This is a genomic window from Paraburkholderia sp. GAS206C, from assembly GCF_050435645.1.
Taxonomy (GTDB): Bacteria; Pseudomonadota; Gammaproteobacteria; order Burkholderiales; family Burkholderiaceae; genus Paraburkholderia; species Paraburkholderia phenazinium_B.
Window position 1 is genome coordinate 333,471 of the sequence record NZ_JBNDKR010000004.1, and the last position, 26,222, is coordinate 359,692.

Here is a 26,222-nt window from a genome sequence, read left to right on the forward strand (position 1 = left end):
GCGCCTGTAGCGGGTGGTTGTTAAGCGGAAACAGAAATCTATAACGCGAATGATAATGCGAGTTATTCTCATCTGCAAGAAAAATCTTGCAGAGAGCTTTCGGAGGGTGTGATGGGAATGCCTAAAGGCAAAGGGAAGCCGGGAGGAAGGCCTGGAAAGCTGGGGGGTACATCTTGATGTGTCTCGAAGGCCACGCAGCGCGGCCTCCATCTAGCACATCGAGTCCTTAGAACCGGTATCCCAGCCCCAGGAAAACGATCACCGGATCCGCCGTGATGCGCGTCTTGTTGGACAACACCGTCTGACCATTGGCGGCCACGGCACTGACCGTCGCATTCGTCTTCAGAAACAGATACGTCACCGACGCAGTCGCGTACCAGTTCTTGCTGATGTTGTAAGACGCGCCCACATCGAACGCAGGGTTCCAAGACGGACTGAGCGAAGCCTTGACCTGTCCGCCCGGCCCGGCAATCTGCTGCAACGCGCCGCTGAATGTCGAATTGAGATTGGTGTGCGAGTACCAGGTATAGTTTCCGCCGACGCCGACGAACGGACGCAGCTTCGTCTGCGCGTCGAAGAAGTAGTACTTGAGGAACAGGATAGGCGCCCACGACCGGGTGGTGGCGAGCGGCGCCAGATTCCCCAGATTGAGGGATGGGCCGCCGGCGCCGAACGGCGTGGCGTTGCCTTGCGCATAGAGCTGGAGCTTGGGCGGAATACCCGTCGCAAGGTCGAATGCAATATTGTCGGTGATGAAATAAGTGGTCGAGAGTTCTAGCGTGAATGTGTTATGTATCTGACCACCCGTCCCCGATGATGTGAAGTTGCCGAAAGCCGAACTGCTCTGCAACGCTGTTGCGGAAGACGGACCAAAGTCGAGCCACGCCCCGCCTACGCTGGTAATGAGGCTCCCGGCGCTTTGCGCCATCGCGCCGGAACATATCGCGCTCGAGATTAACGCAGCGCATGCGATTTTTTTAAGCATATCTCCTCCATTTTATTTCGGATTACATATCAATAGTTTTACAACAATGATTTTCGCCGCCGTCCAGCCGTCGTTCAGAACTGCTCGATCGGGAGACTGGTCCCGCTCGACGAACCGCTGCGAATCGCCTCCAGAAGCGCATTCGCTTTGGGCAAGACCTTGTCGGCGTAGTAGCGCGCGGTGGCGAGCTTGGCACGATGGAAGTCCGGGTCTTCGTTTGCAGTGCCTTTCCGTGAAGCAACAAGTGCTGCGCGCCCCATCTGCCATCCGCCACACACGTAGCCGGTGAGCATCAGATAGTCGACGGAACTGGCCAGCGCTGCATCGGGTTCACTCGCCAATGCTTGCAGCATCCAGGCGGTGGCACTCTCGAGCGCGTCTACACCGGTCGCAAGCACCGCGCCGATGGATGCCACTTGCGTATCCTTGCTGTGCGCGAGTTCCGCCGCGGCCTGACGCATCTCCGCAATCAGGGCAGCCATCGCCGCTCCGCCATCCGAGGCAAGTTTGCGGCCTGCCAGGTCGGCGGCCTGAATACCTGTCGTGCCTTCGTAGATCGGCGCGATTCGTGCGTCACGCAGGAACTGGCATGCGCCCGTCTCTTCGATGTAACCCATCCCGCCATGCACCTGCACACCCATCGACGCAATCTCGACGCCCAACTCCGTACACCACGCCTTGAGCACCGGAATCAGAAGATCGACACGCGCCTGGCGACCGGCACGCTCACCGGCGTCGGGGTCCCGATGCGCACGGTCCATATCCGCGGCCATCACATACGCGAAAGCACGCATCGCTTCGATCTGCGACTTCATCGTCAGCAACATGCGCTGCACGTCAGGGTGATGAACGATGGCGACCGCACCACCCGATTTGCTGCTCGCGAGCCGTCCCTGAACGCGTTCCTTCGCGTATTCGCGGGCCTGCTGATAAGCGCGCTCCGCGATCGCGAGTCCCTGGATGCCCACCTTCTGGCGCGCTTCGTTCATCATCGTGAACATATGCGCGAGACCTTTGTTCTCCTGTCCTACCAGATAGCCGATCGCCCCTCCCTGGTCGCCGAAGCTCATTACGCAGGTCGGACTCGCGTGAATGCCGAGCTTGTGTTCGAGAGAGACGCAGTGCGCGTCGTTGCGCTGGCCGCTCGAGCCATCGGCATTCAGCAGGAACTTGGGTACGACAAACAGCGATATGCCGCGCACACCCTCAGGCGCATCCGGCGTGCGTGCGAGGACGAGATGAATGACGTTATCCGTCATGTCGTGATCGCCCCACGTGATAAAAATCTTCTGACCGTAGAGACGATAGTGATCGCCTTCTGGCACGGCCTTCGTGCGTACCGCAGCGAGATCCGAGCCCGCCTGCGGCTCGGTCAGATTCATGGTGCCCGTCCACTCACCGCTGATGAGCTTCGGCAAATAGTGTCCCTTAAGCTCTTCCGAGCCGTGCTGCCTTAGCGCCTCGGTAGCGCCCGCAGTCAACAAAGGACACAGCGCAAACGCCATATTCGACGAATTCCACATCTCGACAGTCGCCGCATGCAGTAACTCAGGCAGCCCCTGACCGCCGAACTCCGGGTCGCCGGAGAGCCCGCTCCAGCCACCTTCGGCAAACTGCCGGTAAGCCTTTGCAAAGCCGTCCGCAGCAACGACGCCGTCCTTCGACAGTTGCGCGCCCTGCTCGTCGCCGGACCTGTTAAGCGGCGCCAGCACTTCGGTCGCGAGCTTCGCCGCCTCGTCGAGCACAGCCTCGGCCAGTTCGGGACTCACGTCCTCGAAGCCCGGCAGCGAAGACAATTCGCCGAGACCGGCCAGTTCCGTCATAACGAAGCGCATGTCGCGCAGCGGTGCAAGATAGATGCTCATCATCGTCTCCAGAGTCAGTTTTGTTGCAGCTTGTCCAGCTCACCGGACAACTCCGGCAATACCTTGAAAAGATCGCCGACGATCCAGTAGTCGGCGACCTGAAAAATCGGCGCCTCTTCGTCCTTGTTGATCGCGACGATCACCTTCGAGTCCTTCATGCCGGCCAGATGCTGGATCGCCCCCGAGATGCCGACCGCGATATAGAGTTGCGGCGCGATGACCTTGCCGGTCTGGCCCACCTGATAGTCGTTCGGCACAAAGCCGGCGTCCACCGCGGCTCGCGACGCGCCGACCGCCGCGCCCAGCTTGTTGGCGATGTCCTCCAGCAGTGCGAAGTTTTCGCCTGAGCCCATACCCCGGCCGCCCGAAATCACCCTCTGCGCCGCAGTCAGTTCAGGACGCTCGGAGCGGGTCAGTTGCTGGCTCACGAAACGCGAACCGGCAACCTCGCCAGCTGGTGCGAGCAATTCGATTACTGCCGTACCGTCTTCGGCAGGCGCCGCCGCAAAGGCGGTCGTGCGTACGGTGATGACCTTGATGCGGTCCGCGCTTCGCACGGTAGCCAGGACGTTGCCGGCGTAGATGGGACGCACGAATACGTCGGCGGATTCGACCGCAATGATGTCTGAGATTTGTGCAACGTCTAGCAGTGCGGCCACGCGCGGCATCGCGTTCTTCGCGGTGGTCGTGGCGGGCGCCAGCACGTGGCTGTAATCAGGCGCTATCGTCGCGATCAGCGTGGCCAGATTCTCGGCCAGCGGATGTGCGTAGTGCGGCGCATCGGCGACCCGCACGCGCTTCACGCCGGCGATGCGTGCAGCCTGTTCGGCTACGCTCGTGCATTGCGATCCGGCGACGAGCAAATCGATCTCCTCGCCAAGACGCGCAGCAGCGGTGACGGTGTTCAAGGTCGCCGCCTTCAGCGTCTGATTGTCGTGTTCTGCAAGAACGAGTATGGACATGATTCCCTCTTCCGTTTCAGATGACGTGCGCAACGTTCTTCAGCTTGGCCACGAGTTCCGCGGCATCCGCGACCCGCATGCCCGCCTCGCGTTTCACCGGCTCTGCGAGCTTCAGCGTCGTCAGCCGCGGCGCGATGTCGACGCCGAGTGCTGCGGGCGTCACGACCTCGAGCGGCTTCTTCTTCGCCTTCATGATGTTGGGCAGCGTCGCGTAGCGTGGTGTGTTGAGCCGGAGATCGGTGGTCACGACAGCCGGCAGATCGACCTCGAGCGTCTCGAGTCCGCCGTCGATCTCGCGCGTCACGCTCGCCTTGCCTGCCTCGACGCACACCTTCGAGGCGAAGGTTGCCTGCGGCCAGCCGAGCAGCGCCGCGAGCATCTGGCCGACCTGGTTCGCGTCGTCGTCGATTGCCTGCTTGCCGAGCATCACGAGTTGCGGCTGTTCCTTGTCCACCAGTGCCTTGAGCAGCTTCGCCACGGCGAGCGGCTGCAACTCCGCGTCGGTCTGAACGAGGATGCCGCGGTCAGCGCCTGTTGCCATCGCCGTACGCAGCGTTTCCTGGCAGCCCTGCACGCCGCACGACACAACAATCACTTCCGATGCCGCGCCGGCTTCTTTCAACCGCACCGCCTCCTCCACGCTGATTTCGTCGAAGGGATTCATCGACAGCTTCACGTTCGCGATATCGACAGCGCTGCCGTCAGCCTTTACGCGGACTCTCACGTTCGCGTCGACGACGCGTTTGACGGGAACCAGTACTTTCATTGCCTGCTCCGATTGGATAAAGGACTCGCTCACACCGGCCATACGAAGCGGCCGTGCGAGGTTCCGTTCTGTTCGTCTGGGATACGCGCCGCCGACCCGGTTTTGTGCGCCGCAATGCGACGGGATGCGGTATACATGTCTCCTCCCTTAGGGCGGTTGGGCGTATCATTTCGTGAGCAAAACACCGGTTCACGCGAAGCCCGCCGAGGGGCTATCACCCGTGACCGGCCGGCCTGCCGCACCGTCGTCCAGTTGTGGAACTGCGCGTCTGCTCGCTGGAATCCATAGTGTCTGAGCGCAGCGCCGTGCAAAATCCCCCATAAAGGGGAGCACAACCACGTGGATGGGGGATAGCCGCCAGGGTCAACCCGAATGCCCGGAGCAGTTGATGCACGTGACAGAAGCGACAAAAGCGATAAAAACGCTGCCCACGCACAGGCCACCTCTCGTCCTTGCAACGAAGGTTTTTCCTCCTCGCCTGCCCGCCGGCCTGATCGATCGTCCGCGCCTCGCCTCTTTTGCTGCGCAGACCGAAACGAAGCGCCTGACGGTGATCAAGGCCCCCGCTGGATTCGGCAAGACCTCGCTCGCGCTCACCTGGCTCAACGCCCTCGCAACGAGCAGCGCGCGGGTCGCCTGGCTAGCGCTCGATGCCGACGATGACGAGCCCGCCCGCTACTTCAATCACCTCGCGCACGCTTTGCGGCAAGCCTGTGGCAACGTCGGCACCTCCGTGATCGGCCTGACCGCCGACGCCTCGTTTGTGCCGGCGAATTCGCTTGCGTCGACGCTGATCAACGAGCTCATTGACGTCGACGACGAGGTCTACCTTTTCATCGACGACTACCATCTGATCAGCGAGGCGCCGATTCACGAAGCGATGGCGCTCTTCATCGCCAATATGCCCTCGCAAGTCCACGTGGTGCTTTGCACACGCACCGATCCGCCATTTCCCACCGCCAGGCTGCGGGCACGAAACGACCTGCTGGAAATCGACGCATCGACCTTGCGATTCAACTTCGACGAGACGCGCCGCTTCGTCGAACGCGAATGCCCCGGCAAGCTCATCGTCGCGGACGTGAAGTCGCTATTCGCGACCACCGAAGGCTGGGCAGCGGCGCTGCGCATCTCCGCTTCGGTGCTGGCCCGGGACGATCGCCCCCGGGGTTGGCAGGCAAGTGCTCCTACCGGTGCATCGAGGCCGCTGGCAGACTACCTCGAAGATATTCTGCAATCCTTACCTGCCGGGATGTTCGAGTTCATGCTGCGTACGGCGATACTCGATCGTTTGAGCGCGCCACTGTGTGAGGCAATCACCGGCGTCAAACCGGGCCAGGCCATGCTGGATGCCATTGTTGCGCGCCAGTTGTTGCTGGAACCGCTGGACCTGGAAGGACACTGGTTCCGCTACCACCCGCTCATGGCCGAATATCTTCAACGCCGGCTGGAGGCTCTGTACCAGGGGGAAATCGCCGAGCTGCATCGCCGCGCATGTCAATGGTACGCAGGGCAGCATCAGTGGACCGACGCAGTCAGGCATGCCATCGCGGCCGGCGCAACCGACGATGCGATTCGCCTTATGGAACACTGTGCCAAGTCCCTCCTCAAAGGAGGCGATCTCCTCACGCTGGTCGGCTGGCAGCGTCAGTTCCCAGCCGACCTGATGCGCGCACAGACCACGGTCACGCTGGCCATCGCCTGGGGAACAGTACTCGCCCTGCGCTTCGACGATGCGGTGACGATGCTGGATTCGATCGAACGCGATGCCGCCGGCAGAGGCGCCGACGAAGACTACGTCCGCTGGGAGTGCGTCGCCCTTCGCTCGGCGCTGGCAGCATTGCAGGACGACCCGCGAACAGCGCTCATGCTCGCGCAACAATATCTGGAGCGGCCCTCGCGCGATTCGTGGACCACCAACGCGGTCTCGAACGTAGCGCGCTTCGCGCACTGGAAAGCGGGCGATTTCGAGGCCCTTCACGCCACTCCATGGATTCCCGATTCGGTCGAAGAAGACCAGCGCAGTGTATTTTCCACCGTCTATCGGCTCTGCCTGCTCGGCCATGTGGAGATGCAGCAACTGCGCCTGCCACTCGCGGCGCGCCGTTTCAACGAAGCCATGGAGCTCGCCGAGCATCATTCGGGTCCGCAGTCGATAGCCGTAGCGCTATGCGCCCCCATGATCGCGCAATTGCTGTATGAGCAGGGGCGGCTCGATGAAGCCGAAGCGCTGCTCGTCGAACACATGCCGGTTATCGACCTTGCCGTGTTTCTCGACAGCGTGCTGATCAGCTACCGCATCCTCATCCGGATCGCCGTGGCGCGTTCCAATTTTGCGCACGCGCAGTCGCTGCTCGACGCCGGCCAGGCGCTGGGGCAGGCACGTCACTGGGACCGGCTGGTGGCTGCTGCACTCTCCGAAAGAACCCGGCTCAATCTGGCAGAAGGCAGGCTCGCCGAAGCGGGCGCGTGCGTAACGCAGTTGCGTCAGTTGGCGAGCCCTGACGCCGCATCGTCCGCTCCGGTGTCGCTGGAGATCCTGAACTACCGCGACCTCGGCGCGGCGTGCCTCGCGATTCGGCGCCAGCAAAACGCGGAGGCGATCGGGATATTGAACGTTGCGCTGGAGCGTCTCGAGCAGCTCCACGGCACTTACCTTGCGCTGCGGCTGCGGACTCTCCTCGCGCTCGCGTGGCTGAACGCAGGCGAGCGCGAGCGGGCGTTAGAGATATTTCATGACGTTGCGACAGTCGCAGCGCCTGCTGGGCTTTGCCAGTCCATCATCGATCAAGGGCCGGAGATCGGCCCACTGTTGAAGCTCGCGCGCGACAGCGTACGTACCGCGGCCAGAGCAGCGGAAATCGTGACATGGCTAGACCGACTGCTCGACAGGTGGCGAGCCCAGCACGAACCCAGTAGCCAGCCCAAGCGGGACAGCGAGCCCGAGCGCCTCAGTTCGCGAGAGCGCGGCATCGTCGAGTTGATCGCACAGGGACAGTCGAACAAGGAAATTGCGCGCACGCTCGGGATCACACCTGAAACGGTCAAGTCGCACGTCAAAAGCATCTTTACCAAACTGGACGTCGACAAACGCGCTCAGGCCGTCGCGCGCGCGCAGGCGCTCGGCCTGGTCAAACAGGGCTAGGGTGCGCTCGCTCGAATCGGACACCGCCGGGCTTACCGCGCGAAAAGAAACACACATGCGTGGATCAGGACACCCACTGTGCCGCCCACGAAAGTGCCGTTGATTCGAATGAACTGCAGGTCCCGGCCTATTTCGGCCTCGAGCTTCCCACTCACCTCCTTCGCGTCCCAGCCTTTCACGACGTCTGTGATGAGCGCCGATAACTGATGGCGGTGGCGTAGCACGAGCAGGTTGGCAATATCAAGCCACCAGGCGTTCAACTTTTGCTGAATGGAGGGCTCGCTCAACACGCCTTTTCCCATGGACACGAAGGTGCTGGAAAGCATATCGCGCACGACCGAGTGTTTGTTGCCAAGATCGGCAAGCACATATGCACGGACGTGATCGAGCAGGACACCGTAATACCCGCCGTCTTCAAGATGCCGAATGCAATCGCGTAGCAACAGCCGGCCAAAGCGGCGATAGGCTGCTGAGCTCCTCATCTCGCCGGCCAGATCTTGCACCGCCACATCGAACCGGCGCCGAAGCTCGTGCTCCGGATTCGCCACGACCTCATGCATGAGCGCGATGATGCCCTCGACAAACTTGTTGACGATGTATGCATCCAGCGTCGGCAAGGTGAATTTCGAGGCCTCGCTGAACTTCGCCTTGATCAGGCCCACGTTGTTACTCAACCAGCTTTCCACGACGCTCAATCCGCGGTCCAGCAACGGCTGATGACGGTTGCCTTCGGTGAGGATATCCAGGACCTCGGCCGCCAGTCGCGATACGTCGAGCGTACGCAATTGCGGGATCACGATTCGATCGAAGAAGTGTTCGATGTCGGCTTCGTCCATATCATCGAGCAATCGCGGAAGCGAGCCTGCCACTACATCCGCGATCGTCGCGCTGTTTTCGCGTACTGCCAGCCACCCGGCCAGCGCCTGCGCCGCGTTGAAACCACTGAGCCGCCCGACGATGACTTCGGGCGTCAAAAAGTTTTCCTCGATGAAGCTGCCCAGACTCTCGGCGATGCGCTGCTGGTTCTTCGGGATGATGGCGGTGTGCGGGATCGGGATTCCGCATGGATGCCGGAACAACGCGACGACCGCATACCAGTCCGCGATCGCACCGACCGTACCCGCCTCGGCAAAAGCACGCGGCCACGCGAGCCACGGATGCGCCGTCTGCCAGGCCGTGCAGGCGATCAATAGCGCGATCATCGCCGCGAGCAGACAGGTTGCCGTCGTGCGCATACGCGTCAGCCGAACGAGCTTCTCGTCCGCAGTGGCTTGGGCCGTTGCACGCCCGGCATTCCCGTCGCTCCCAGTCACACGGTTCAACTGGCCTCCTGGCGCAGGAATCGTTTTACCGCCGGCGCAACTTCCCTGGCCCGCGTGATCAGGAACAGATGACCGTCATCGATCACTTGCAGCGTCGCGTTTCGAATCCTTGCTGCGAGGATCTTGGCGTTGGCGAGCGGCACGATCGGATCGTCGTTTCCATGCATGACGAGCGTCGTTTGCCGAAGCCCGCCCAGCCAGGGCAGGCTGCTCCAACCTGATGCAGCCAGCAACTGGTAGAGGTAACCGCGGCCGCGCGGCGCCTGGATATGACGGCTGTGTTCCTCGAGCAGCGCAGCGTCGTGCCGGTATGCGCCACCGTATATCTCAGCGCCGATCTGCTTCAGGTAAGACGGGTCGGTATAGCGCCGTGGCCCGACCAGTTTTGACAGTACCGACAGCCGCGCCGGCACCATGATCACGCCGGGGGACGTGGCGGCGAGAATCAACCTGCGGCAGCGTTTGGGGTAGAGGTGTGCAAACTGCTGGGCCAACGCCCCACCCCACGATACGCCGAGCACGTCGACAGGATCGGTGTACCCGAGCCGCGTCAGCAGCTTGTCGGCCAGCACGGCGAGCGTCGAGAACCGGTACGGCAGCAACGGAGCGGGCGAGCCGCCAACACCTGGGACATCGAAAACGATGACGGTCACGTCATCCAGCGCCGCAACGAACGGCTCAACGAGTTCGAGATTCGCGCCAATGCCGTTGAACAGGAGCAGCGGCGGCGAGGCATCGCTGCCCCGCCGGACTGCAACACGCAGCAACTGGCCGTCCAGGTCGATCGTCTGGATCTGCATGGCGTCGACAAACTCCGGGCTTGTTTGTAGGTTGGTCATCCGGTGGGTTCCATGGTTAGACGGTTCGCCTGGTTACGCCTGGCTATGTTACGACGGCGGCTCGCATAAGCCCGTTCGATCACTTCGTGGGCTGCACGAGTGCTTTCAGTTCCTCCACATGCTCCGCAAAGCGCTTCGTGACGACAGCGATACTATCGGTTTGCGCGCGGTATGCCGCATCCGCGAGTTCCTGCATGTCCACGAAGGCCTTTTGCAGCGCCTTTTGAACGCCCTCTCCCGTGGCCGTTGCGGATTCGCTGCCTGGCGTCCTCAGGCGGGTCACGAGCGATTGCAGTTCGTTCATCGTCGAACGCGCGATATCGACCTGCTTTTGACCGAGCTGCTGAACACCGGCGAGCGCCGTCATATTCGCCTCGGCAAGCGCTTCGATGTCCTTACGGCGCGATTCGAGGATGGCGGCAACGTCGACGCCCGGCAGCTTGAACTGCGTGATGAGCTTCGTATATTCGCCAAAAAGATTGTTAGGATGGGTTGCTGTCATGATGACTCCGTTAAGGTAGTTACAAAAAAATGGATTTCACTATCCGGCGATGACGCCGTTTAGGGTTCCAAAACATAGGTTCCAGGGGCTTTCACACCCGCCGGATGCCGTTCGCTGCCAAGGGCTGCTGGCGCTGCCCGTCTTTCACCGGACCGGGCGACCAGCCAGTCTCTCCAGTTACCCCACCAGGTGTCCGCTTCTGGCTTTGCGCCAGCGAGCCAGGCATCGGCGTTCGCGGGTAACTCGGGGTTGAGGTAGTACTTCGACTTCGGATTGCCGGGCGGGTTGATCAGGCTCTGGATATGGCCGCTCGAACTCAGGATGAAGCGGGTGTTGCCACCAAACGTCTTCGCGGTGTTGTACACGCCCTTCCACGGCGTAATGTGATCCGTCATGCCTGCCACCACGTACTTGTCGCAGGTGACCTGAGACAGGTCGATCGGCGTGCCCAGCACCGTCAGGGCGCCCGGCTTGCTGAAAAGGTTCTGCGTGAAAATGTCGAGCAATTGCCCATGCATCTTCGCCGGCAGCCGGGTCGCATCGTTGTTCCAGTAAAGGATGTCGAAAGCTGGCGGTGCGTTGCCCAGCAGGTAGTTGTTGACCCAGTAGTTCCACACCAGATCGTTGGGCCGCATCCAGGCGAACACACGTCCCATTTCCTCGCCTGCCAGCACCCCACGCGAGGTGCTGTGCTGCTTGGCCGCCGCAATGGCCTCAGGAGTGGCGAACAGACCAAGCTGCGAATCGGCGCTGTTATCGAGCACGGCCACCATCAGCGTCGCGGCGTTGACCGTCTTGTCGCCCCGGCTCGCGAGATGTCCGAGCAAGGCCGAAATGGCCATCGCACCCGAGCAGGCGCCGTGCAGGTTGACATCGACGCAGCCGGTGATCTCACGCACCGCCGCAATGGCTTCCACGAGTGCAGTGACATACGTGTCCAGATCCCAGTGGCTTTGAGCCGCGGTCGGATTGCGCCAACTGACGACGAACACCTGAAGCTCGTTTTTGACCAGATAGTCGACAATGCTCTTGCCCTCGGAGAGATCGAAGATATAGAACTTGTTGATCTGAGGCGGGACGATCAGTTGCGGCCGGCCATAGACCTGCTGTGTCGTTGGCGCGTACTGGATCAACTCCAGCACCTCGTTACGAAAAACCACCGCGCCCGTGGACGTAGCGAGGTTCTTGCCCACGCCGAAAGCCGTCTTGTTGACCTGCGCGGGCATGCCGTGATTCTTGAGCAGGTCCATCATGAGGTTGTTGCAGCCATCCATCAGGCTGGCGCCACCCGTATCGACAACCTTTTTGAGCGCCGCGGGATTGCCCAGCAACGTATTCGTCGGCGATGCCGCGTCCGTGAAGAGCGACATCACAAACTTCGCACGCTCCTTGTTGGCAGGATCCAGCGCCGAGCGCTCGACGAAACCCGCAAGCGCATCGCGCCACGCGAGGTAGCCTTGCAACGTCGCACGATACATAAAGTTGTTCTGCCACGCGGCGTCGGTAAAGCGTTTGTCGCCCTTCGGCGGCATAGCGTCGCCGCCACCCGAGAAAAGCTTCAAAACCTCGCGGGCGAAAGCCGCCTCCTGCTCCATGACCAACGCGGGTTGCCGCAACGCCTGCGTGCCGATTTTCTGCGCGGTGGCGACGATATCGCACGCCCGCAAACCGACAAAGGGATTGGGACCCAGCATGCCCTCCGCAGCTGACGCCGCGAGTTCATCGGGGGTCTCGTTTTGCGGGCTTTGCTTCGCGTTTTTCTGCGGGCTTTCAGTGGTTTTCGCCATTTTGCTGCTCCTTCAGGAAGCGCTTGCGCCTCGCCGAACGTCGTGGGTCACGCGATCAGCATCGCGAGGGTTTCTGCAATCAGGGCCGGCTTGTCTTCGCCGTCGATCTGCAGTTCGTTCATTGTCTTGATGAGGATGCGGCCGCCGCCCTTGCTCTCCGCCGACACGATCGTCACGCGACTGCGCACGCGCGCACCGGCCTTCACAGGAGTCATGAAACGCACCTTGTCGAGACCGTAGTTAAGGCCCGCGGAAGCGTCCTTTGGAACGACACCGATTTCGATCGCGAAGCCGCCAAGCAACGACAAGGTCAGATAGCCGTGTGCGATCGTGCCGCCGAACGGACTCTCACGCTTCGCCCGTTCCTCGTCTACGTGGATCCACTGCCTGTCGCCCGTACACTCGGCGAACGCGTTGATACGCGCCTGATCGACGACCACCCAGTTCGACACGCCTAACTCGACGCCCACGAACTCGTTGATGTTGGCGACGCTGTAATTTTCCAGACTCATCTTTTGCACTCCTTGAAATTGGCTTGCCGATCAGGCGAACTGCTCGCGCAGCCACTTCTTGTTGGTCTTGCCGACGCTCGTCTTTGCCAGCGCGTCGACGAACTTCACGACCTGAGGCACCGCATATTTCGATATCTTTCCGGATGTGCTAAACGACAGGACGTGCTGCTTGATGTCGTCTTCCGTGACGGCTGCGCCTTCCTTGAGCACGACCAGAGCCACTGGCCGCTCGCCCCACTTGTCGTCCTTGATGCCGATCACCGCCACTTCCGACACACCGTCATATCGCGAGATCAGGTTTTCTATCTCCAGCGACGACACCCACTCGCCGCCCGACTTGATCACGTCCTTGAGACGGTCGGTGATCTGTACGTTGCCGGTCGAATCGACATTGGCAATATCCTGGGTATGCAGATAGCCGCCAGCCCAAAGCTGCGCCGAAGCCTCCGGATTGTTCAGATAGCCCTGCGTGAGCCACGGTGCCCGCGCAACGATCTCGCCAGTGGCTACACCGTCGTGCGCGAGTTCGTCCATGTTCTCGTCGACGACGCGCAGGTCGACGAGCGGCACTGGCCGGCCGGTCTTGCAGCGCAGGCGCAGTTGCTCGTCCTCGTCGAGGTTTTCGGCGCCGGGAGGAAGTTGCGCCAGACTGAGCACCGGGCACGTTTCAGACATCCCGTATCCAACGAACACGTCAATTCCGCGATCCAGCGCCGCCTTGGCAAGGCCTTGCGGCAAAGCGCCACCGCCGATGATGATCTTCCACCGGCTCATGTCCGTCGCCTTGCCCTCCTCGCACGAGAGCAGCATGTGCAAGATCGTGCCGACGCAATGCGAGAACGTGACGTTCTCTTCACGCACGAGTCGCGCGAGCCGGTCCGGCAAATAGCGGCCGGGATAAACCTGCTTTACCCCCAGCACTGTGGCGATGTACGGCATGCCCCATGCGTGGACGTGAAACATCGGGGTAAGCGGCATGTACACGTCGCCACGATGGAAGCGCTGCCCCGAGACAGGGCTCGCCAGTGCCGCCATCAGCGTGAGGGTGTGCAGAACCAGTTGCCGATGGGTAAAGTAGACGCCCTTGGGAAGACCGGTCGTACCTGTGGTGTAAAACGTCGTTGCGCGTGTGTTTTCGTCGAAGTCCGGGAACGTGTAGCTCGTGCTATGCGCCGCCAGCATCGCCTCGTATTCAGCTGAAAAGGAAATGCTGTGGGCAGACGCTTCGCTGCCCGGCTCATCGATCCAGATAAAGGTGCGCACTGTTTCCAGCTGGTCCTTGATCGATTCGACGACAGGCAGAAAATCCGTGTGAACCAACAGGACGTCAGCACCGGCGTGATTGATCGTGTAGGCAATCTCCGCTGGAGACAGACGCACGTTCACGGTCTGCAAAACCGCGCCCATCATCGGGACAGCGAAATAGCATTCGAGGTAGCGGTGACTATCCCAATCCATTACGCCGACGGTGCTGCCGTGCTGCACGCCAAGCTCGCTCAGACCGTTGGCCAGCCGGGCGATGCGCTCGCGCAACGTTGAATAGGTCATCCGGAACTGATCCCGGTAGACGATCTCCTCGTCCTGCGACTGAACAAATGGTGTGAGTAAAAGCTGTTTAATCAGCAACGGATACGCGTAGGCCGTGGAGTCTGGCGTCTTGATTTCGTCCTGCATGTGTCTCTCCTTGAGTCCCCAAATGGATTGCAGGCGACTATTGATCTATTTGTTTTTTTGGCCTGCTGTGCTAATGCGTTGGGAGAATCATGCAAGTGCCGGGACACGGGATGTACCCCCTGAATGGGGGAGTGCCGGCGAACCAGGTGGGGGAGACAGGCGGTAGATGCGGGCCTCGGGGAGGCCGTGGCCCTTGCTGGGCGGGGGTTGGCGCGGGTTGGCGGGAAAGCAGCGGAACGCGGCGCGCTATGGCCGCCGACGCGCCACCGCTCTTTTCCGTCCGCTTATACGACGAGATTCGGCAAAATCGCGTGCGCGTTCTGCCATTCGATCTTCGCGAGCGCTGCGGCACTCATCCCGGAAGCTCGCAGCCCATTGGCGGTGTCCAGCGGCGATGCGGCGGGGAAATCCGAGCCGAACAGGATCCTTTCGGGCGGCATCAGCGCCGTCAGCGACGGCAGCGAATACTGGTTCCAGGCCTGTGCGGTGTCGAAGTACAGCTTCTGGATCAGCGCTATGCCACCGCCCGGTTCGGCCTTCATCAGATCCGGATCTCCCGACACCATGCGAGCGAAACGGAAAGTTAGAAACGGCACATCGCCACCGCCATGAGAAAATATAAAGCGGATGTTAGGATAGCGAATCGTAGTGTGATTCATCAGCAGACTGGCGATGGTGCGCGAGGTCTCGGTACCGTATTCGACCACGATGTCAGGCACTTTAGGCACGACATTCGTGCAGCATGCCGGCTGCAGCGGATGAACGAAGACCGTGGCCCTGCGGCGCTCGAGCTCTTCCATCACCGGCGCAAATGCCGGGTCGCCGAGATACTTCGTACCGTAGCTCGTCATCATGCCGACGCCTTGCGCCTTCAGCGTGTCGAGGCCATACGCGATCTCGGCAAGCGTGCTGTCGATGTCGGGCAGCGGCAACGTCGTGAACATGCCGAAACGCCCCTTGTAATCGGCGACCATGCGGGCCTGAAACTCGTTGCAATCGCGAGCGAGGGCCTTCGCCTGATCATAGTCGCCGAAGAAGATACCCGGATCGCTGGTCGATACCACAGCGGTCGCAATGCCGCCCGCGTCCATCGCGTCAAGCGACTTCTGAACCGTCCACGACTGATTGAAGACCTGATTGGTGCGGCGTCCGAGCATCATCGCAAGCAGTGCGGGCGATGTGTAGTGATGATGCACGTCCACGATCCGCGCCGCTGGCCTGGTCTGCTGCGCCCACACATCGCCACCGATCGCGAGCCCCATCCCAAGCGCAGCGGCGGCGCCGAGAAAACCGCGGCGCCCAGCGCCGTGCGCGGGCAGTGCGTGATGCTGTGTGTGGGTATGCGGATGCGAGAGTCCGCAGCCGCAAGGTGGCGCGGCCGGGCGTAGATCGAGCCGGCTCCATTTTTTCAGCATATGTGTCTCCGTTGTCGGCAGGAGCTATCTATCGCTTTGGCGATTGCTCCTGTTCCATGCAACATCGTTGCGGTCGACCGCCTGATTCGCTATTGCAGCGAAGCGGCCGCTTTCAAGGCTGTCTGGCCGTCCTGCGCCGGCGACGCACCGCTGACACCCACGGCCCCCACGATCTTCCCGTCATAAACGAGTGGCTGACCACCATCGGCGGGCAGCATGTCCGGCAGTGCCAGCACATTGAGTTGTCCTGCGGCTATCCGATCCGCAAAGCCCTTGCTGGGGCCCTGAAACATCAGCGCTGTGCGAGCCTTGCCGAGCGCCATCTGCACACCTGCCAGTTGCGCGTCGTCCATGCGTACGAAAGCCAGCAGGTTACCGCCGTCGTCCACTACCGCAATCGACTGGCGCAACTGGTTACCTTTCGCCGCTGCCAACGCGGCTTCGACTATGCCTTGCGCGCCGGCTAGCGTGAGCACCTTCCTGTCTGCGACCTGGGCCTGCGCGCCATGCGCGAGCGCCAGCAGAAGCAGGAAAGACATTGTCCGATTACGCATGTTGTCTCCGTTCACCGATAGAAGCTTCGAACAGGAAAATCGGCTCTTTTCTTTCCGGAGCCTCGCACTCCTCATTGCGTCAGAGCCAGCGGCTGGCGCCGGTTGCCAATGTTCTGGAGTAGCGGCAACGCCTTCGCCAGCGCCGGATTGTCGTTGCCGATCTTCCACGCGAGGTGCAGTTCCACGAGTTTCACGGGATCAATACCGTCGATCTCGCGAAATACAATGCCTTCGTAGCACAGCCTGCTGGCGGTCTCCGGCACGAGCGCCGCACCCAGGCCCGAGCGAACCACGGCCAGCATCGAGTGGACCTGGCTCACCTGCTGACCGTATTTCGGCGTCGCGCCGACGCGGGCGAATACATGCCGAACCAGTTCATGAAAGTACTGCGCTTCGTCGGGCGAATACATCACCATCGCCCGGCCATTGAAGTCCCGCAGATGCAGCGTCTTGCGCCGCGCTAGCGGGTCCTCGAGCGGAAGCGCGGCGACCAGCGATTCGCGCGCCACACATACGCTATCCAGATCGTCGCAATCAGGCGGCAGCCGACGCAGCAGGCCGACGTCCAGCTGGCCGTTTTCCAGAGCCTCCACCTGCGAGCGGCTAACCATTTCGCGCAACTCCAGGTCGACGCCTGGCAGCGTTCGCCGCAACTGCCCCAGCATCTCCGGCAGATATTCGTAGCCGGCGGCTGCCGTGAAGCCAATCACGATCCGCCCTGCCTCACCCTGCCCAGTCCTCAGTGCCGACAGGCGCGCCCTCTCGGCAAGACGCAAAATGGCGTGCGCCTCCGGCAACAGACTGCGTCCCGCAGGCGTCAGCCGCACCATGCGGTTTGTCCGGTTAAAGAGTGACGTCCCTATGCTGTGCTCGAACAGCTGGATCTGTCTGCTCAAGGGCGGTTGCGTCATGTGCAGCCGGGCAGCCGCCCGACCGAAGTGCAGTTCTTCCGCAACCGTCACGAAACAGCGCAATTGATTCAGATCGAACACGAACATTCTCCTTCACGTCGCCGGCGGTGCACGCGCACGACACCCGGTCACCACCTGCATCGAGTCATGCTTATTCGTCGACGATCGAATTCTTCAGGATACCGATCTTCGATATCTCGACCTCCACCGCATCGCCCGGTTTCATCCAAAGCGGCGGCTGACGATACGCTCCCACACCACCCGTGGTCCCGGTGATGATCACGTCACCCGGCCTTAACTCGGTGAACGTGCTGATGTACTCGATCAAGGCGGGAATACCGAAGATCAGATCGTCTGTGGTGGCGTGTTGCACGACCTCGCCATTCAGACGCGTCGTCAAGGAAAGCAGAGAGGGATCGCCCACTTCGTCAGTCGTGACGAGCCACGGTCCGAAGCTGCCTGTGCGCGGGAAATTCTTCCCAGGTATCAACTGGCTCGTGTGTCGTTGCCAATCGCGCACGCTGCCGTCGTTGTAGCAGGAATAGCCTGCCACGTAATCCAAGGCATCCGCGGCTTTCACGTGGCGCGCGTTACGGCCGATCACGACGGCAAGTTCGCCTTCGAAATCGAGCTTTTCAGATGCGCGCGGACGCACGATGGCCGCGTTGTGCGCCGTTTGCGAATCGGCGAAACGGGTGAAAATCGTCGGCTTTTCCGGCGTTTCGCGCCCCGTTTCCTTCAGGTGTTCCAGGTAGTTGATGCCGATACAGAGGATCTTTCCCGGATCGGGCACCACCGGGAGGAATTCCACATCAGCCCATGCGTGAGTCGCTTTCGCATACCGGGTGATTGTCTGGATGGCGGCGAGGCTATCAAGCGCGAGCGCCTGTTTCAGCGTTGAACCGACTTCCAAAGCGTAAGGCGCCAGATCGACGACACCTTCATTTACTACAACGCCAAACGACTCTTTGCCTGCATGTCGAAAACTCACGAGCTTCATGCCCATCTCCTGGAAAAATCTGTTGCGTCCGCGACCGCACCGTTGCATGCTGCCGCCCGATCGACACGCGTCGTCGAACCGACTGTCAATGCAGCGGGAAGGTCTCCTTAGAATCTGTGCATCAGACCGATGCCACCGACAACCTGGCTGCGTGACGACGCAGGCTGTGCGTTACCGCCGTCGCCAGCCGATGCCACGGCATTGACGATGTCTCCGCCGCCGTTGATGCCGAGTGTCTGACCATTTGCCCGCTGAAAGCCTTCCATGGCATAGAGGGCCGTGGCTTTCGAAAGGCTGTAGACCTGACCGAAATTGATCTGGTTATATTGCGCGGCTGACGAAATCCGGTTTGCACTGGTCGCGCGCGTATAGGCGTAACCCGCTGCGAGATCGAACGCAGGGGTCACTTTGTAATGCAACACTGCACCGACCGTGTTGAAAATGGCCGTGTCGGTAAATGAAGAGCGTATGCCCGGGATGTACTGGGTATTCGAATACATCAGGGACAAATCCCATGCCGGACTGAACGTGTAGGCGCCCGCCACCGCGAAGCGCTGCTGCGCTTGCGCCGTCTGGTATCCGACGTTGATGGCCGATATGCCGATCTGGGCGCCGTTATTCGAGGTGACCGACGACGCACCAAATGCCCCGCCGCCCGACGTCGAGTTGTTGACACGCCAGATCGCGGCTGCGGCGCCGATCGGACCGTTGATGTACTGCACACCAGCGCTCCACGACGAGCCGGCGTTGAAACTTCCCGCGACACCACCGAGGGCGTATTCGCCGCTAACGGTCAAACCGTAGAAATTCGGCGACGTGTAGACGAGTGCGTTGTTCTCGTGAAAGTCGGTGTCCGTCCCATCAATATCGCCCGGGTGTGCGGCGTAGTAACCGGTCAGCCGCGGCTCCGGACTAAATGGCTGCAGTAGGGTGTAATAGGCCGAGTATTCGCGTCCCGCCGTGAACGTGCCGTATGTCTGATTCGTCAACCCAACATAGGCGAGCCGGCTGAACCCTAACCCCGAGGTCGACTCCGCACCGGTCGCGGCACTGAAACCCTGTTCCAACGTAAAGATGGCCTGCGTTCCTCCGCCGAGATCCTCGACGCCTTTAAAGCCAAGCCGATCTGCCGCAAAGACGCCCGTCGTCATCTTGACGAGAGAGCGGCCGCCACTCGTGGAACCGAGCGTAGTTGCACTGCTCTGATATCCAATGCCGTTATCCACAATGCCATACAACGTTACTGAGCTCTGAGCGTGTGCAACATTAGCCAATATCGACGCACCTGCCGCCATCCAGACAATCTTTCTCATTTCCGTCTCCGTTTTTCGATAGTAATAAGATGACCTAATTACTCTGAAAGTCTCACTCCTGATTTCTTCTATCTAATTAGTTATACTTATTTATATATCTACTTCTTATCCCGGCAATCTGGCAAAGCAACGGCGTGACGTGTATTACCTGTCAGCCCGATTTCAACACTCTCGTCTTCGTTGGCTGGCCGGCCAGCCAACGGATATTCAGACTCGACTCAAGCCTGGATGAGGCCTGAGTCGGAGCAGCATTAGCCTCGTCCGAGGAACGACGGCATTTGCGATGCCATCACGCTCACGAACTGGACATTAGCGTCGAGGCTCATATTCGCGATCAACAAAACCGTATTGCCTACATTGGCAGCGTCCATCGTCGGTTCGACAGCCGTGGTTCCGTTCGGCTGAAGCACGCCCTTGGCCATGCGGGCGGTCATCGGGGTCGCTGCGTTGCCGATGTCGACCTGGGAACTCACGATGTCGAACGCACGACCGTCCAGACCGATGCACTTGGTCAGTCCCGTGACGGCGTGTTTCGATGTCGTATAAGGCGCGGAACCAGGCCGCGGCACGTGAGCCGACAACGAGCCGTTATTGATGATGCGGCCGCCTCGAGGAGACTGGTCCCGCATCATGCGAAATGCCGCGTTGGCGCACAGAAACATCCCGTGGATGTTCACGTCGATGACCGCCGACCACTGCTCGAAGGTCACGTCACCGAAATTGGTTGCAGGCGAACCCGTACCGGCGTTGTTGAAGAGGACGTCCAGTCTGCCGAACTCCGCTGCGACCCTGGCGAAAAGTGCTTGCACCTCGTCGGGCTTCGAAACATCCGTAGGCACAACCAGGCTACTGCCGCCCGCCAGACGCGCGGTCTCTTCCAGCGCGTCCTGACGGCGCCCCGCCAGCGCCACCGAATATCCGTTCTGCAGCAGCGCCGTGGCTACCGCTCGTCCCACACCGCTGCCGGCCCCTGTGACCACCGCAAATCTGTTCGCCATACTGAATTCCCGTTTGGAAGTTGTGTTATGTCCTGTTGATCGGCTCGGGCAACATGCCCCGCCGCTCCCCAATCTAATCCGGCAGGTCCAGGTTCGACCTGATGATGATGTCTGCTGTGGTGCGGTAATGCTCCATCAGCATCTCGATCGCCCGCGCGGGCGGCCCATCGATGGCGGCGTCTATCAAGGCCTTGTGTTCCTTGGTGACATCGCGCTCTGGATACGCCAGGCTCATTGACAGGTAGCGATAACGCGCCGCGTGATCGGTCATCAAAGAACAAAAATCGAGCAGCCATCGCGATGGACACGTGGCGATCAGCGCCATGTGAAACTGCTTGTGCGTGTCTTCCCACGGCGCGTTCTCCTGAAACACCTCAGGATCCGCCGACCGGTTGGTACGGGACAGCCGATGGCCCGCGAGTATCAGGTCCTCTTCCCATTTAGGTGTCCTGTGAGCCAGTGCCTCTCGCAGTGCGATGGACTCGACCCAGCAACGCGTGTTGGTCAACTCGCTCAATTCGCGCCGCGAAACCTGCGCGACAAAGAAGCCCTTCTGGTCGACTTTCTGAACAAAGCCTTCCGTGACCAGCTGATTGAGTGCCTCACGTATTGGCGTGCTGGTCACGCCATAACGTTGGCTGATCTCATCGATTAAAAGTTTGGCCGCCGGCGTCAGTTTTCCACACAGGATGTCTTGACGCAGCACCCTATAGACCGCACTTGTGCGCGTCGAGCTCGGGGCAGCCTTGGTATTTTGCGAAGGCAACATCAAAGATCCTCGTACTGCGCGATGGTCAGGCCAGCGTTCGTGTCCGTCACGTACATCAGGCCATTACGGTCAACGAACACGTCCGCGGACTGCGTGACAGGAACGGCACCTGGCCGGATATCGACCAGTGCCTGCGGTGCACCCGGGACGAGATGGCCGACTTCGCGCGGCCTGAAAGCATTGGAGATGTCGAACACACGAACGCCCGCATTGTGCCAGGTGGCAAAGATGAGATTTTCGCTCTGAAACGCACCGGGCCTGTTCTCATGGAGGTTATGAGGTCCAAACTTGCCTCCGACCGCGCAGTAGTTGAGCTCTTCAGGCTGCGGCAGCGTCGCGATCGAAATCGGGTTGCCCGCGTCACGAACGTCGAACACCCAGGTGTGCGCGAGACCTGCAGCGCAATTGGAACTGATCGCTTCGTCCGCGACGATCGCCAACTGGCGCCCGGGCAAAGGCAGCGGCGTATGCGTGCCTCCAGCGAAAGGCGGCGAGATGACCGTGTGGCTGATCAGCTTCGGCGCAACCGGATCGGTAAGGTCGTGGATGGTCAGCCCACCATCCCGCCAGGCGCCGAATAACTTGCCGTCAGCGGGAATGGCATGGTGCAGCGCCCAGCGCTTGCCCTTCGGCCAGGTCGGCGTTTCCTCCGCTTCCCGGTTCATGCCGGGCAACGCCCAATGTCCTGCGAGCGTCGGCTTCGTAGGGTCGCTTACATCGAAGATCGCCAGAACGAAATCGGTGAAGCCGTGCAGATGGGCCGAAGCGTAGGCATAGCGGCCACCCGTCCACCACAGTCGATGCAATCCAATTCCCTCGACAGGGCAAAAGCCGATTTCCCGCGGATTCGACGGGTCAGCGCCAATCTCGTAGATACGCAAGCCCGCGACGAATGGCTTCTCGCGACGGTTGAAGCTGTCGTCGATGGCGTTCGTAAAATAATCCTGTTGGCTCTGATAGCGCTGCAGCGCCCACACGTTCGCACTGTTGACGGCCAGCAGAAGATTGTCGTGCAGCTGCAGATGATGCGCACGGGTGTTCGGAGCACAGGCAATGAAGTTGACGGGCTTTGGATCTTTCGGGTTGCGAACATCTATGACCGAGATGCCATCGCTGAACATGTGACCGATATAGGCATGGCCGCGGTCCACCATGATCTGGACGCCGTCCGGACGCTTACCCTGATCGGTATGGCCTAAAAACGTCACGTTCGGAGAATGCGATATCGGGTACATCGTGAACCTCATCGGGTTTAATTCCAACAACCTGTCCAGTTACTTCAGCGCGGCGCGGCCTCGTTACGCGATCGATTCCAGCGAGCGGCGGCGAGTCTCCGGTCCAATCAGATGGAGTCCCGACGCGGCGATCGCCATTAAGGCCGCGATGGTGCCGAATACGACAGGAAGACCGTAAGTATGCTGGATCATCGGGAGCGCGGGAACAAAGCCAGCGGTGGCCAACCTTCCGATACCCGCCGCCATTCCAAAGCCGGATGCACGCGCCTGGGTTGGGAAGACCTCGGACGTGAAAATCTGCATCGTGTTGCCGCCCACCTGGTAGAAGAAGATCATCAGGAAGCCAGCCGCAATCAGTTGCATATCAGTTGAAGCGTTCGCGAAGACGATGGCAAACGCGCCGGAGCACAGGAACGCGATAAACGCGGTGCGTCGTCTTCCAAACCTGTCGAGGGCGTACATCATGAAGAGACTTGCGCAAGGCGCCGCCATCGTCATGCCGAACGTGTACGAAAGCGATCTGGTAATCGTGAAGCCTTTGCTGCTCATGATATTCGGCAGCCAGGTTCCGAGACCAATCGTGACGCAGAAGAACGCACTGAAACAGACCATCGCCGCCAGCAGCCGGACCCGATAGTCCTTCCACACCACCGCGAACGGATCGGTCGTGGTCGTGATCGCGACGTCCGAAAGCTCCTCGGAAGGTGAACCGAGACCCATCTTCTTGATGATCGCCAACGCTTCCTTGCCACGCCCTTTAGCAGCAAGCCAGCGGGGAGACTCGGGTAGTGCGAACCGAAGCACGAACAGAACGAGTGCCGCGACGCCTATCGCCCCCCAGATTCCACGCCATCCGATAGATTCGCGAAAGTAAAGCGTGACCAGAAACGCCAATGGCCAGACCAGCGCGCCACCAATGAAGTGCACCAGGGCGAGGATCCGGCCGCGAATGTCTTTTGGCGCGTATTCGCCTGCGTAGGTAAATGCCAGCGGTTGCTCGGCTCCAAGGCCGAGACCTGCGATGAAGCGCGTGACCAGCAGCCACATGACGGTCGGCGCCAGCGCGCTAGCGATCGTGGCAAGGCCAAACAGCAGCAGATTGAACTGGTACACCGCTTTGCGTCCGAAGCGGTCAGTAAATTGGCCCTGCAAAAATGTGCCAATCGCGAGACCGAATAGTTGCGCACTTCCCACCCATCCGAGCTGCGCCTGCGTCGCGAAATGCTGCCTCAGCATGTCCGGAATGAATGAACCGTAAATCGCGTAGTCGATTACATCAATGCAATAGCCGGCAGCAACGAGTGCAACGACCTTGACATGGGTCGGCGTGATTCGCGCTCCGTCCATCGTGTCTGAAACGAAAGCCTCGACTGTTCGCATTGTCTCCTCTCTTATTTTGGAAATACTGGTTGCCCGTGGCTGGGTGGGTTTGGACGCGCGGATCACCGTGCGCCTAAGCCGCTTGCCCGCCGAGGCATGAATATTTATTGTTCAGTATTTCGCGGTTAAATGTAGCATCCAAGAATTTTAGTGTCAAAATATATTTTGCGCTTTGCATGAGTGGCGCCCTGCCGGCGTCCGTTTTGCGTGCCGTCCTTTGTCGCGTTATGGATGGCGCGTGGCAGAGCCGGGAGAGCGAAACCTGGCCGGGGGTTTTGCGCCGATCGGCGTGCCGCCCGTCAGGCCACTCCGCTCGTCAGCGGCGATCTCCGATGAGCTGTTTGAGCTGGCCCAACTCCTCGTCCGTCAGATCGGACAGCGGCGTACGTACCGGGCCGGCCGGACGGCCGACAGCTTTCATGCCGGCCTTGACGATGGAGACCGCGTAGCCGGCGCGGCGGTTGCGGATCAGCGTATAGGGCAGCACGAAATCGCGCAGTTCGCGCTGGACGAAGACGTGATCGCGGGCACGCACCGCTGCGTAGAACTTCAATGCCCACTCCGGCAGAAAATTGAAAATCGCCGATGAGTAGGTCGTCACACCCATTTCGAGATACGGAAGCGCGTAGGTCTCGGCTGTCGGTAAACCACCGACGTAGGTCAGGCGATCGCCAAGACGGTTATAGACGCGCGTCATCCGGTCGATGTCGCCGACACCATCCTTGTAGCCAATCAGGTTCGGGCATTGATCCGCGATGCGCGCCACGGCGACGTCGTCCAGCATGGCGTTTCCGCGGCTGTAGACGGTAACCCCAAGCGAGGTTGCACGGCAGACGCGAATAGCGTGCTGCGCTACGCCGGCGGAATCGCATTCGGTGAGGTAAGGCGGGAACAGCAGGATGCCGTCGGCGCCGTTGGCCTCGGCCGCCTGGGCCAACTCGATCGCTTGCGCCGTGCCGCCGCCGGCCGGGGCGACGACAGGGACCTTGCCCGCCACCTGCTCGACAGCGGCCTTGATCACGCGGCTGGTTTCGGTGGGTGTCAGCGAGAAGAATTCGCCTGTGCCGCCGGCGGCGAACAGCCCCGCGACCGGGTAGCTGGACAGCCACTCGAGGTTGCTGCGGTAAGCAGCCTCGTCGAAAGCGTGATCCTCGTCGAAATGGGTAACCGGGAAGGACAGCAGGCCTGCGCTCAATGCATCGCGCAGTTCCTCTGGTCTGTAGTGGCTCATCAGCGTGATATCTCCATGAAGAATGATGGAGACTTTAGAAAGAAGATCGATTCACGTAAATTCCAAACAGTGAATCGATTGATACCTTTCCTGGATCGATCGCTGGGGTTGGGGTGATGGCGGGGCGATGTCCGCGGGTTAGGTCAAGTCAAAAGCTATGCTGCCAGCGGCCAACGCTCCAGCGCGATATGGCGGGTACGTCCGAGCAGGCTGTGCATCAACACGAACTCGCGGACGTTCCAACTGGCGGCTTCGATGGGACGTTTATCGATCCAGGGCATGCCGTAGGCGAGCGTCACGTGTGGTGTGAATTCCGACGTGAGGTCGAATCCTGCGTTTTGCAATGCACCTACGAGTGCGTCGTGGAGCGTGTAGAGGCCAACCAGCCCCTCAGTACCTCCAAGCACCAGCGTTCCGGGCCGAGGTTTCTTTGCGAAAGTCAAAGCATGGTCGAATTCGACGCTGAACGGTTCCATTCTGATTGACGCGGCGGCTTTGATTGCTACGTCGACCAGCTCTTGCGGCAAGCCGCCCGCGAAATTCCCTAGGTGCTGCAGCGTGACGTGCAGGCGGTTGGCCGCGTGCGGCTTGCTCTTCGGACGCATCTCTCCGCACATTTGCTGCCCGAGTTTCGCGATGCCGGCCGCGGTATTGGCGTCGGGTAGGACTGCGAAGAACAGGCCGTCTGTCGCGACCGCTGGTGCCTCTATCCCCGGCAACCAGAGTTGACCGGCATGATGCGCCCGAGACGATAAAGCAGGCATGTCGATGAATCTCCGTTCAATGGTGCGCCACGCTTTCCTGCGCCTTTGAAGAGCGTGCCGATTGCGGCTTTTTGAGTGGCTGGCTTACGGTGGATCGCCGGGTACGCGCGCCAAATTGCGGCTCAGCGTTCCACACTACCAAGTCCGTTTTCGTGGATCGGGCGCGTTGCCCCCAATACTGTACATCCATACAGTGTTGGTGGCAACATGGAATTGTTCTGTGGTGTGCACAGCGACACAGCTTGCGATGGATAGGGAAATGGTCCGCTCACCTGAACAGCGAGTGAGTCTTGTCG

General features: G+C 60.6%; 22 protein-coding genes. 1 reads left to right on the top strand and 21 read right to left on the bottom strand.

Features of this window, described 5'->3' with window-relative positions:
• Nucleotides 1-226: 226 nt before the first annotated feature.
• The 4 genes from P3T20_RS13630 to P3T20_RS13645 all read right to left on the bottom strand — a co-directional run bounded on the left by P3T20_RS13630 (nt 227) and on the right by P3T20_RS13645 (nt 4,578).
• Nucleotides 227-985, bottom strand: a complete 759-nt coding sequence (locus P3T20_RS13630; protein ID WP_429287099.1) for an OmpW/AlkL family protein — start codon at nt 983-985, stop codon at nt 227-229.
• Between the two features lie 74 nt (nt 986-1,059).
• Nucleotides 1,060-2,850 carry an acyl-CoA dehydrogenase C-terminal domain-containing protein gene (locus P3T20_RS13635; RefSeq protein WP_429287100.1) on the bottom strand — a complete coding sequence of 597 codons (1,791 nt, stop codon included), beginning with the start codon at nt 2,848-2,850 and terminating at the stop codon, nt 1,060-1,062.
• Between the two features lie 14 nt (nt 2,851-2,864).
• Nucleotides 2,865-3,812, bottom strand: coding sequence for an electron transfer flavoprotein subunit alpha/FixB family protein (locus P3T20_RS13640; RefSeq protein ID WP_429287101.1), 948 nt, complete (start codon nt 3,810-3,812; stop codon nt 2,865-2,867).
• 16 nt (nt 3,813-3,828) lie between these two features.
• The gene (locus P3T20_RS13645) at nt 3,829-4,578 is read right to left on the bottom strand and encodes an electron transfer flavoprotein subunit beta/FixA family protein (RefSeq protein ID WP_429287102.1); all 750 of its coding nucleotides are present in this window, start codon (nt 4,576-4,578) and stop codon (nt 3,829-3,831) included.
• A 388-nt stretch (nt 4,579-4,966) separates the two neighbouring features.
• On the opposite strand from P3T20_RS13645, the gene P3T20_RS13650 reads away from it, so the two are divergent.
• Complete coding sequence (locus tag P3T20_RS13650; protein WP_429287103.1) at nt 4,967-7,720, top strand: LuxR C-terminal-related transcriptional regulator; 2,754 nt, start codon at nt 4,967-4,969, stop codon at nt 7,718-7,720.
• Nucleotides 7,721-7,752: 32 nt separating this feature from the next.
• Here P3T20_RS13650 and P3T20_RS13655 read toward each other — a convergent pair whose 3' ends face one another.
• The 17 genes from P3T20_RS13655 to P3T20_RS13735 form a co-directional block, all read right to left on the bottom strand.
• Nucleotides 7,753-9,033: a DUF445 domain-containing protein gene (locus P3T20_RS13655; RefSeq protein WP_429287168.1), complete on the bottom strand. Its 1,281-nt coding sequence runs from the start codon at nt 9,031-9,033 to the stop codon at nt 7,753-7,755.
• Between the two features lie 5 nt (nt 9,034-9,038).
• Nucleotides 9,039-9,881 (bottom strand): poly(3-hydroxyalkanoate) depolymerase, encoded by an 843-nt coding sequence (gene phaZ / locus P3T20_RS13660; protein WP_429287104.1) that lies wholly within the window; start codon nt 9,879-9,881, stop codon nt 9,039-9,041.
• Nucleotides 9,882-9,960: 79 nt separating this feature from the next.
• Nucleotides 9,961-10,383 carry a phasin family protein gene (locus P3T20_RS13665; protein WP_429287105.1) on the bottom strand — a complete coding sequence of 141 codons (423 nt, stop codon included), beginning with the start codon at nt 10,381-10,383 and terminating at the stop codon, nt 9,961-9,963.
• Nucleotides 10,384-10,442: 59 nt separating this feature from the next.
• Nucleotides 10,443-12,170 carry an alpha/beta fold hydrolase gene (locus tag P3T20_RS13670; RefSeq protein ID WP_429287106.1) on the bottom strand — a complete coding sequence of 576 codons (1,728 nt, stop codon included), beginning with the start codon at nt 12,168-12,170 and terminating at the stop codon, nt 10,443-10,445.
• A 47-nt stretch (nt 12,171-12,217) separates the two neighbouring features.
• On the bottom strand, nt 12,218-12,682 hold the full coding sequence (locus tag P3T20_RS13675; protein WP_429287107.1) for a MaoC family dehydratase: 465 nt from the start codon (nt 12,680-12,682) through the stop codon (nt 12,218-12,220).
• Between the two features lie 30 nt (nt 12,683-12,712).
• Nucleotides 12,713-14,356, bottom strand: a complete 1,644-nt coding sequence (locus tag P3T20_RS13680) for a fatty acid--CoA ligase (protein WP_074264312.1) — start codon at nt 14,354-14,356, stop codon at nt 12,713-12,715.
• Nucleotides 14,357-14,640: 284 nt separating this feature from the next.
• A complete protein-coding gene (locus P3T20_RS13685; RefSeq protein WP_083611394.1) occupies nt 14,641-15,771 on the bottom strand; it encodes an amidohydrolase family protein in 1,131 nt (376 codons plus the stop codon).
• Between the two features lie 89 nt (nt 15,772-15,860).
• Nucleotides 15,861-16,325 (bottom strand): GlcG/HbpS family heme-binding protein, encoded by a 465-nt coding sequence (locus tag P3T20_RS13690; RefSeq protein ID WP_167379383.1) that lies wholly within the window; start codon nt 16,323-16,325, stop codon nt 15,861-15,863.
• Nucleotides 16,326-16,396: 71 nt separating this feature from the next.
• Nucleotides 16,397-17,317 carry a LysR family transcriptional regulator gene (locus P3T20_RS13695; protein WP_074266031.1) on the bottom strand — a complete coding sequence of 307 codons (921 nt, stop codon included), beginning with the start codon at nt 17,315-17,317 and terminating at the stop codon, nt 16,397-16,399.
• Nucleotides 17,318-17,387: 70 nt separating this feature from the next.
• Nucleotides 17,388-18,236, bottom strand: a complete 849-nt coding sequence (locus P3T20_RS13700) for a fumarylacetoacetate hydrolase family protein (protein WP_074264310.1) — start codon at nt 18,234-18,236, stop codon at nt 17,388-17,390.
• Nucleotides 18,237-18,343: 107 nt separating this feature from the next.
• Nucleotides 18,344-19,549: a porin gene (locus P3T20_RS13705; RefSeq protein ID WP_074264309.1), complete on the bottom strand. Its 1,206-nt coding sequence runs from the start codon at nt 19,547-19,549 to the stop codon at nt 18,344-18,346.
• A 251-nt stretch (nt 19,550-19,800) separates the two neighbouring features.
• Complete coding sequence (locus P3T20_RS13710) at nt 19,801-20,547, bottom strand: SDR family oxidoreductase (RefSeq protein ID WP_074264308.1); 747 nt, start codon at nt 20,545-20,547, stop codon at nt 19,801-19,803.
• A 73-nt stretch (nt 20,548-20,620) separates the two neighbouring features.
• Nucleotides 20,621-21,316, bottom strand: coding sequence for a GntR family transcriptional regulator (locus P3T20_RS13715; RefSeq protein WP_074264307.1), 696 nt, complete (start codon nt 21,314-21,316; stop codon nt 20,621-20,623).
• Nucleotides 21,316-22,551 (bottom strand): LVIVD repeat-containing protein, encoded by a 1,236-nt coding sequence (locus P3T20_RS13720; protein ID WP_217272802.1) that lies wholly within the window; start codon nt 22,549-22,551, stop codon nt 21,316-21,318. The genes P3T20_RS13715 and P3T20_RS13720 overlap by 1 nt, the downstream gene beginning before the upstream one ends.
• A 63-nt stretch (nt 22,552-22,614) precedes the next feature.
• Complete coding sequence (locus tag P3T20_RS13725; protein WP_083611392.1) at nt 22,615-23,931, bottom strand: MFS transporter; 1,317 nt, start codon at nt 23,929-23,931, stop codon at nt 22,615-22,617.
• Between the two features lie 316 nt (nt 23,932-24,247).
• Nucleotides 24,248-25,162, bottom strand: a complete 915-nt coding sequence (kdgD, locus tag P3T20_RS13730; RefSeq protein WP_074264304.1) for a 5-dehydro-4-deoxyglucarate dehydratase — start codon at nt 25,160-25,162, stop codon at nt 24,248-24,250.
• A gap of 155 nt (nt 25,163-25,317) precedes the next feature.
• Nucleotides 25,318-25,926, bottom strand: a complete 609-nt coding sequence (locus P3T20_RS13735) for a 2'-5' RNA ligase family protein (protein WP_429287108.1) — start codon at nt 25,924-25,926, stop codon at nt 25,318-25,320.
• Between the last annotated feature and the right edge of the window lie 296 nt (nt 25,927-26,222).

Bases quoted from the DNA above. Each gene is read 5' to 3' on its own strand.
- P3T20_RS13725 (WP_083611392.1), bottom strand. From the start codon at position 23,931: ATGCGAACAGTCGAGGCTTTCGTTTCAGACACGATGGACGGAGCGCGA.
- P3T20_RS13705 (WP_074264309.1), bottom strand. From the start codon at position 19,549: ATGAGAAAGATTGTCTGGATGGCGGCAGGTGCGTCGATATTGGCTAAT.
- P3T20_RS13720 (WP_217272802.1), bottom strand. From the start codon at position 22,551: ATGTACCCGATATCGCATTCTCCGAACGTGACGTTTTTAGGCCATACC.
- P3T20_RS13680 (WP_074264312.1), bottom strand. From the start codon at position 14,356: ATGCAGGACGAAATCAAGACGCCAGACTCCACGGCCTACGCGTATCCG.
- P3T20_RS13650 (WP_429287103.1), top strand. From the start codon at position 4,967: ATGCACGTGACAGAAGCGACAAAAGCGATAAAAACGCTGCCCACGCAC.
- P3T20_RS13700 (WP_074264310.1), bottom strand. From the start codon at position 18,236: ATGAAGCTCGTGAGTTTTCGACATGCAGGCAAAGAGTCGTTTGGCGTT.
- P3T20_RS13715 (WP_074264307.1), bottom strand. From the start codon at position 21,316: ATGTTGCCTTCGCAAAATACCAAGGCTGCCCCGAGCTCGACGCGCACA.
- P3T20_RS13635 (WP_429287100.1), bottom strand. From the start codon at position 2,850: ATGAGCATCTATCTTGCACCGCTGCGCGACATGCGCTTCGTTATGACG.
- P3T20_RS13675 (WP_429287107.1), bottom strand. From the start codon at position 12,682: ATGAGTCTGGAAAATTACAGCGTCGCCAACATCAACGAGTTCGTGGGC.
- P3T20_RS13735 (WP_429287108.1), bottom strand. From the start codon at position 25,926: ATGCCTGCTTTATCGTCTCGGGCGCATCATGCCGGTCAACTCTGGTTG.
- kdgD (WP_074264304.1), bottom strand. From the start codon at position 25,162: ATGAGCCACTACAGACCAGAGGAACTGCGCGATGCATTGAGCGCAGGC.
- P3T20_RS13670 (WP_429287106.1), bottom strand. From the start codon at position 12,170: ATGGCGAAAACCACTGAAAGCCCGCAGAAAAACGCGAAGCAAAGCCCG.
- P3T20_RS13685 (WP_083611394.1), bottom strand. From the start codon at position 15,771: ATGCTGAAAAAATGGAGCCGGCTCGATCTACGCCCGGCCGCGCCACCT.
- P3T20_RS13630 (WP_429287099.1), bottom strand. From the start codon at position 985: ATGCTTAAAAAAATCGCATGCGCTGCGTTAATCTCGAGCGCGATATGT.
- P3T20_RS13640 (WP_429287101.1), bottom strand. From the start codon at position 3,812: ATGTCCATACTCGTTCTTGCAGAACACGACAATCAGACGCTGAAGGCG.
- P3T20_RS13645 (WP_429287102.1), bottom strand. From the start codon at position 4,578: ATGAAAGTACTGGTTCCCGTCAAACGCGTCGTCGACGCGAACGTGAGA.
- P3T20_RS13665 (WP_429287105.1), bottom strand. From the start codon at position 10,383: ATGACAGCAACCCATCCTAACAATCTTTTTGGCGAATATACGAAGCTC.
- phaZ (WP_429287104.1), bottom strand. From the start codon at position 9,881: ATGACCAACCTACAAACAAGCCCGGAGTTTGTCGACGCCATGCAGATC.
- P3T20_RS13710 (WP_074264308.1), bottom strand. From the start codon at position 20,547: ATGGCGAACAGATTTGCGGTGGTCACAGGGGCCGGCAGCGGTGTGGGA.
- P3T20_RS13690 (WP_167379383.1), bottom strand. From the start codon at position 16,325: ATGCGTAATCGGACAATGTCTTTCCTGCTTCTGCTGGCGCTCGCGCAT.